Source organism: [Phormidium] sp. LEGE 05292, assembly GCF_015207735.1.
GTDB lineage: Bacteria > Cyanobacteriota > Cyanobacteriia > Cyanobacteriales > Aerosakkonemataceae > Floridanema.
Map to the genome: position 1 here is coordinate 1 of NZ_JADEWG010000213.1, position 8,353 is coordinate 8,353.

An 8,353-nucleotide genomic window follows, 5' to 3' on the forward strand; every position below is an offset into this window, starting at 1 on the left:
CATCTCCCCACCTCCCCATCTCCCTACTTCTGCCTTTCTTAAACGGTTTCTTTGATGCGTTGTCTTTCGATCGCAGGCTCACTAAAGAAGGACGAATAGAAAAATCCGGCTAATATTCCGCCTAAAATTGGTGCAACCCAGAATAACCAAGTTTGAGCCAAGAGTTCTGGTCCGGCAAAGATAGCAACACCAGTACTCCGAGCGGGGTTGACAGAAGTATTAGTAACTGGAATGCTAATTAAGTGGATTAAGGTCAGTCCTAAACCAATGGCGATCGGAGCAAAACCAGCGGGGGCGCGATGATCGGTAGCACCCATGATAATCATCAAAAACATGAAGGTCATTACTACTTCAGTAATGAAAGCAGCTAACAGACTATATCCGCCTGGTGAATGTGCGCCAAAGCCGTTGGTAGCTAGGGGATTAGAACCAGTAAAGCCAACAAAACCTGCTTTCCCACTAGCGATTAAATAAAGTAGTCCGGCGGCTATCGTTGCGCCAATCACTTGGGAAGCAATATAAGGTAGAAGTTCGGAACCAGGAAAACGCTTACCTGCCCATAATCCAAAGGATACTGCTGGGTTTAGGTGACAGCCAGAAATATGACCGATCGCATAAGCCATTGTCAACACAGTTAGTCCAAAGGCAAGGGCAACACCAACAAACCCAAGCCCCAAAGGATACAAAGTATTTTCACCAATTTTTGCCCCATCTGCGGTGAAGGTTGCGGCTAGTACTGCGCTACCACAACCACCCAACACCAGCCAAAATGTACCGATTAACTCAGCGATACACCGTTTTGTTAAATTCATTAGTACAAATCTCCTTGATTTTTCCAGGCTTGACGAGACAGCTATTTTTACTTAAGTGCTTTATTTTGGGATGTATTATATAAATAGAAAGTAAGAAAATTATAAGGGTCTTAGAAAGAATTATATTTTAATTTACTAGACCAGCACGTAGAGCTAGGACTGCTGCTTGGGTGCGATCGTTTACATTTAACTTATTGAATATATTTCGCAAATGAGTTTTTACTGTCCCTATGGTCAGATAGAGTTTTTCAGCGATTTCGGAATTAGTGCTTCCTTGAACTACTAACTGCAAAATTTCTAGTTCTCGTTTAGTTAGGGGATGTGCTTGTAAATATAAATGATACTCCGAGACTATTGCCCGAATGCTTACTGTTTTGCTGTTACTGATGGCAGATGTTTCTGAGTACATATTGGAATTCAATAGCCGAGGCATCTCCCATTCTGTTTGGCATAAATCTACCTGGGAGTTTTGGGTTAAATGCTCGATCGCTAGCGAAGGAAGAGTGCTGTCCACTTTCATAACTCGCAAAACTGTATCTCTCAACCAAATAAGTACATCTACTGAAATTCTGTTTTATTATGGCTGATGATTTTTATAGCCGTGATTCTACCAAATTTTTTTACAAACGTGAGAAAATCTTTATATAGCATTTCTCTTACCTTGTCAGGTATACCAAAGTTGTAACTTTTGTTCCCTACCCTGTTCCTTGTTCCCTATGCGCTGTTCCCTATAAACAGAAACACTACACCTCATGAGATTGAGAATCGCTATATTACCGCACTGGCTTTTTTTTCAGATTTGTTGTTCCAGATACATTCCCCAATAAATGGGCAAATATCACTTTTCTACTCCATAAAAAAGTTATACTTATAGCTTCGCTAAATATATAACTTAAAAGTAAAGAACTTATAAGAAAAAGATGTAGCTTGTTAAATAATATCACTTTCTTATAAAGTAGTAAAAGACGTAAAGTAGGCAAATCTTCCTCCTGGTTCACATTTTAAAAACAATCCCCTGTCTAGTATGAAGATTCTATTAGTAGAGGACGATCCGTTTACAGGCGAACTGATCTCAGCAACACTGAAAACTCATCGCTACATTGTGGAAGTAGCACCGGATGGTCAAATAGCATTGGCATTGGCAAATGTATGTAATTATGACTTGATAATTCTTGATGTCCAAATTCCTAAATTAGATGGGATTAGCGTCTGTCGCCAGTTGCGTTCCTCTGGATGTAGCACGCCGATTTTAATGTTGACAGCAAAAGATTCCAATGATGATGTTGTGATCGGTTTGGATGCTGGTGCTGATGATTACGTTGCTAAGCCTTGCGAACCAGCCCAACTCTTAGCACGTATCCGAGCGTTAATCAGGCGAGGAAGTGCCAAGTGCGAAGCAACAATTTTAACTTATGGGGATTTGTCTTTAGATCCGGCTTTAGCGCGGGTGAAATATCAGCAAGAAGTTGTTAACCTCAGATCTAAAGAATACAGCCTTTTGGAACTATTTTTGCGCCATCCACAAAGGATATTTAGTCGCAATGCGATTATCGATCATTTGTGGAAAATTGATAATTGTCCAACAGAACACGCAGTTACTAATTTGATTAAAGATTTACGCCGTCAACTAAAAGCAGCAGGCATGAAAGAAGATTTTATTGAGACAGTCTATGGATTAGGATATCGTGTCAAAACACCGCCTTCTCAATCAGAAAAGCCAAAGAAAAGCAGGAAAGACAAAATAAATACAACACAAATCAATCAATTACCAACTGAATCAGTAGCAATTAATCGAATTATTGAACACTTTCGCTCTACTCTAGAACAGCGGCTGAAAATTTTGGCAGAGGTAGTTCCTGAAGAAACGCAGAATGTAAATCCAGAGCAGCTGCAACAAGCTAAGGAAGAAGCACATCGATTGGCGGGAAGTTTAGGAACTTTTGGATATCCTAAAGGATCGCAAATAGCAAGTGCGATCGAACAACTGTTAAAAGCAACAACATTAGAGGAACAACAAGTTTCTCTGTTTTCTCAACTGTTAATGGAATTAAAGCAGGAATTAAACAATTCACCCCAATCTTTAGAAGATAGACCATCAACTTTAGCTCCGCAAGTCCTAACAATCGGAGAAAAAACCGAGTTTGCAGAAACTTTAATTGCAGAAGCCTCGGTTTGGGGATGGCAAATTCAGATAATTTCAGATAAATCTACAGTATTAGAACAAATAGCTGACGCTACACCGATCGCCATTTTACTACTACTCAATTGCTCGCCACTAAACTCAGAACAACTGTCGCTGCTATGGGAATTAAGACAAGAATTTCCTTCTATTCCTTTCATTACTTTGGGGAAACAAGATAACTTAGACAGTCGGGTACAAGTTGCTCGTCTAGGCAGCGACAAGTATCTTGTACAACCAGTTACTCCGACTCAAGTATTAGAAGCAATTTCCCAGCTACTAATGCCAATTCAAGAGAAAGATGCCAAAGTAATGGCAGTAGATGACGATCCATTCATACTGAAGACTTTAACTACTGTACTGCAACCTTGGGGAGTGCAAGTTACTTGTTTGGATAATCCGCAGCAATTTTGGGATGTGCTCAAAAGTACTGAGCCTGACTTGTTGCTGTTGGATTTAGAAATGCCAACTTTTAACGGGATTGAACTTTGTCAAGTGGTGCGCCAAGATCCTAAATATGGAGATTTACCAATTTTAGTAGTAAGTGCTCACACCGATCGCGAATCAACCCAACAGGTTTTTGCAGCTGGAGCCGATGATATGATTAGCAAACCAATCATTGGGCCAGAATTAGTAACTAGGGTAATCAGTCGCATTGAGCGATCGCGTTTACGTCAACAGCTAGATTGTCTACATCAACAGCAAATAGCAATCTGGCAACAACAAGCTAGAATTGATCCCTTAACTCAAATTCCCAATCGTCGAGCTCTGGAAGAATTTTTGCAACAACAATGGCAACAGCTAATCCAAGAACAGGAAACTTTATGCTTCATTCTTTGCGATGTAGACCATTTTAAACATTACAACGATTTATATGGACATCCAGCAGGTGATATCTGTTTAAAACAAATAGCTACAGCAATTCAAGAATCTATCAAATCCTCTGATTTAGTTGCACGTTATGGTGGCGAAGAATTTGCTGTTATTCTACCTAAAACTAGCCTTGATGGTGCCTTGCGTGTTGCTCAACGGATTCAACAAAAAATTACTCAGTTACAGATTCCCCATGCAAGTTCCAAGATCAAAGACTATGTGACTATTAGTATGGGCATTACAGGGAAAATTCCTAGACTAGATCAAAGCTTTGATTCCCTAATTGCGATCGCAGATGAAGCATTATATACTGCCAAAAACCGAGGAAGAAATACTTATTGTTTGTATCCTTTGTAACTTCAAGGGGACAAGGGGGCAAGGGGACAAGGGGACAAGGGGAAGTTAATTAACTTAAAACTCTGTCAGGGCGGGTTTTGTTGTCAACTCTTGTGTTGTGTTCACAGAATTTTCTGCTAAACCCGCCCCTACAAACTCAAAACTTTCTTGGAGCCTTCTGTAAAAATATAGATATGCGATCGTTTATTTTCTCCCAGTATCTCCGTTCTTTGGTTAAAGTTCCCTTACATTGGGTGCTAGTTGTACCTTTTGTGCTACAAACTGTGGGAGCAGTGGGATTAGTTGGTTATTTCTCTTATCGTAGTGGGCAAGAGGCAGTTGAGGATTTAGCAAAAAGATTGTTGGCGCAGGTATCGGAACGAGTTAGCGATCGCCTTGACAGATATTTACAAACCTCTCAACAAATTGTGGCAATAAATCATCTGGCTGTAAAGCAGGGAAGTCTCAATATCAACGACTTTGAGCAACTGCAACAACATTTGTGGGAACAGATGAAGTTGAATCCCTCACTTACATCAAATGGTTTTTGGAGTGCAGAGGGCGAAGCGATCGCTTACGGACGTATCTTTTCAGAAAAAGAGCGTTATTATAGTAGCAAGTTAATTGGCAAGAATCTAACTCTTGGTAAAAATTACATAATTAAAATCAACAAACTCAATCCGAGTCAGCGCCAGTTTTATCGGATTGACGATCGAGGTAAAACAACAAAACTAATCTATTCAAAGACCGATCTAGATTTTCGCCAGCTACCTTGGTATCGTCAAGCAAAAGCTAGCAGAAAACAAATTTGGTCATCGATTTCTGTCAATCGAATTATACCCGTTTTACAAATACAGGCATTGGCTCCCATCTATAATAATGCCGGAAAATTTCAAGGAGTTTTTAGGTCTATTTATTTCTTGTCAGATCTTAGTAGCTTTCTGTACAAACAAAATTTTTCTCGATCGGGACAGGTCTTAATTCTTGAGCATTCGGGAAATTTAGTTACTAGTTCTAGTTTAGAAAACATCTATGTAAAGCAAACAAAAGGACAACCAAAAAGACTACTAGCAGTAAATAGTCTAGATACCCGGACAAGGGAAATTGCCCGAAAGTTAATTAATAAATTCGGTAGTTTTGACAATTTACGAGATACCAAACAAATAAATTTGGTAATTAATAATCAACAACACTTTGTCCAAGTCACTCCCTATAAGGATAATTATGGACTCGATTGGCTAATTGTGATAATTGTGCCACAGTCAGATTTTATGGGCAGTATTAATGAAAATCTTTGGCGAACAATTTGGCTGTGTGGATTAACTTTTTTAGGCACAACTGCTGCGGGAATTATTAGTGCTTATTATATTGCTAAACCAATTCGGCGATTAAGTCGATCGAGTCAGGCATTGGCAGCAGGAAATTGGCAAAATGTTGAACAAGAAGATAGCGCAATTAAGGAAATTTCTGTGCTGGCGCAATCTTTCAACTGCACTGCTGAACAATTGCAAAAGTCTTTTGAGCAGATCAAAACCGCATTGCAAGAGTCGGAAGCCAGATTTACCAAAGTGTTTCGCGCTAGTCCCGATCCAATTTCAATTAATCAACTCGGAGATGGCGGAAAATATTTGGAAGTGAATGATAGTTTCTTGCAAATTAGTGAGTATAGCCGGGAAGAGATCGTTGGTAGAACTACAGAAGAATTAAATTTTTGTGCCGATCCTCAACAGCATATAATTATCTGGGAACTGTTCCAAAAATCTGGGCGAATTAAGGGTATAGAATTTCGTTACCGCACAAAGTCTGGTAAGTTGGGAACTTCGCTCTTGTCGATCGAACTAGTGGAATTAGATGGTCAACAACGAGTTTTGACGATTAGCAAAGATATTACCGATCGCAAACAGTTAGAACTAGCATTACAAGCTTCGCAAGCACAACTTAATGATGTTCTTAATAGTGCGATCGCCGCAATTAGTAGTTTTCGAGTATCTCCTGATAACAATTGGGAAATTAACTATATTTCTGCGGGTTGTGAATTTATTTCCGGTTATACACCAGCCGAATTGCAAGCCGACAAAAACCTCTGGAACTCTCGGATTTTTCCCGGAGATTGGGAAGCGATCGTATCTCAATTATATGCCGATATTTTCGCCCAGCAAACAGGAACTTACGAGTATCGACTTTATCATAAAAATGCCAGTTTACGTTGGATTTCCCAAACTAATACTTCGCGATGGGATGAAACGTTAAATTGTTGGATTGTGACAGCGGTTTCCTTAGATATTACCGAACGGAAACAGGTTGAAAAACAACTTTCCAAAACTGAAAAATGGCTACATCATTATAGCAATCAATCTCCCAGTACAATTTATACGATTGTCCTAGAATTGGATGGGCGTTTCTGGTTTGAGTATATTAGTTCAGCAGTAGAAGCAATTCATGAAGTTACCCAGGCACAGGTTCTAGAAAATGCTCAGGTAATATTCGATCAATTCCATCCTGACGATCGTGCTGGCTATCATGATGCAGTAATTAAGAGTGCTCAAAATCTAGAACTTTTCTGTCATGAATGGCGGATTATTACACCTTCGGGCAAAATTAAATGGTTGCAAGCCAATTGTCAACCAGAACGACGTAGTAATGGTGCGATCGCATGGCATGGTGTAGTTTTGGACATTACCGAACGGCAAGCCGCGCTTTGCGAACGCAAACAAGCTGAAGAACAACTATCCAAAACTGAACAATGGCTACGTCACTATAGCAATCTATCTCCCAGTTCAATTTATACTTTGGTTCAAGAATTGGATGGGCGTGTCTGGTTTGAATATCATAGTTCAGCAGTAGCAGCAATTCACGAACTCACCGAGACACAAGTTCTAGAAAATGCTCAGCTGATATTTGACCAATTCCATCCTGACGATATTGCTAGCTATACTGAAGCAGTGGCTAGGAGTAAGGAAAATTTAGCACTTTTTTCTCATGAATGGCGGATTATTACTCCTTCTGGCAAAGTTAAATGGTTACAAGCGAATTCGCAACCAGAACGACGTAGTAATGGTGCGATCGCATGGCATGGCGTAGTTTTGGACGTTACCGAACGCAAACAAGCACAAGAAGCTTTACGCCAAAGTGAAGAAAGATTCCAAAAATTAGCAGCAGCTTCCCCAGGAGTAATTTTCACCGTTATTGAATATCCCAGTGGCCCTGTGCGCTACGAATATGTGAGTCCGGCATTTGAAGAAATTCATGAAATTCCGGTGGCAGAAGTTATCCAAGATGCCACAATCACATTTAACCAAATTCATCCAGGCGATCGCGAAGGCTATCAACAAGCAGTAAAAGAATGTTTGCGAACGGGAAAACCATTTAAACATGAATGGCGCATTATTACACCTTCAGGAAAAACCAAATGGATTCAAGCTAATTCTCGACTACAAAGACGGGAAAATGGTGAACTTGCTTGGCATGGAGTTGTTTTAGATATTAGCGAACAGCAAGCTGCGCTACGCGAACGCAAACTGGTTGAAGAAAAACTCCGCAAAACCGAAAAATGGTTAAATCAATTCAGTCATTCCTCCCCTTCAGCTATCTACACTCTAGTTCGAGAACTCAATGGTTTATTCTGGTTTGAATACATGAGTTCCGCCTGTGAAGCGATTAATGAAGTAACCGCAGAACAAGCATTAAAGGATGCTTACTCGATCCTGGGACAAATACACTCAGAGGATGTTTCCGGTTACAATGCTGCTGTGAATCACAGTGCCGAAACTCTGGAACTTTTCTGTTATCAATGGCGAATTATTACACCTTCTGGCAAGCTGAAATGCTTACAGGCAAATTCTCAACCAGAACGACGCAGTAATGGCGCAATTGCTTGGCATGGTGTGGTTTTGGATATCACAGAACAGAAGCTAACAGAACAAGCTTTGCAACAAGCACTCCAGCATATTGATACTCACTTTGATGAATGTCCCCTAGCAATTATGCAATGGGATCGGGATTTCCAAATTCTGCGTTGGTCGAAACAAGCCGAACGCATTTTTGGCTGGACTGCTGAAGAAGTGAAAACTCTTTCTTGGCAAGGATTGGGAACAGAGGAGCAGAGGAGCAGAGGAGATGGGGAGATGGGGAGATGGGGAGATGGGGAAACAAG

At 40.3% G+C, this 8,353-nt stretch carries 4 protein-coding genes; 2 read left to right on the forward strand and 2 right to left on the reverse strand.

The window, feature by feature from the left end; genetic code table 11:
* Positions 1–38: 38 nt before the first annotated feature.
* Together aqpZ and IQ264_RS33770 are read right to left on the reverse strand one after the other, a co-directional pair.
* The gene (gene aqpZ, locus IQ264_RS29870) at positions 39–812 is read right to left on the reverse strand and encodes an aquaporin Z (protein ID WP_193985880.1); all 774 of its coding nucleotides are present in this window, start codon (positions 810–812) and stop codon (positions 39–41) included.
* 127 nt (positions 813–939) lie between these two features.
* Positions 940–1,326: a response regulator transcription factor gene (locus tag IQ264_RS33770; protein WP_322744833.1), complete on the reverse strand. Its 387-nt coding sequence runs from the start codon at positions 1,324–1,326 to the stop codon at positions 940–942.
* Between the two features lie 510 nt (positions 1,327–1,836).
* On the opposite strand from IQ264_RS33770, the gene IQ264_RS29880 reads away from it, so the two are divergent.
* A complete protein-coding gene (locus IQ264_RS29880) occupies positions 1,837–4,221 on the forward strand; it encodes a response regulator (RefSeq protein ID WP_193985885.1) in 2,385 nt (794 codons plus the stop codon).
* Between the two features lie 173 nt (positions 4,222–4,394).
* The coding region (locus IQ264_RS29885) for a PAS domain S-box protein (RefSeq protein WP_193985887.1) at positions 4,395–8,353 on the forward strand (3,959 nt) is incomplete at its 3' end.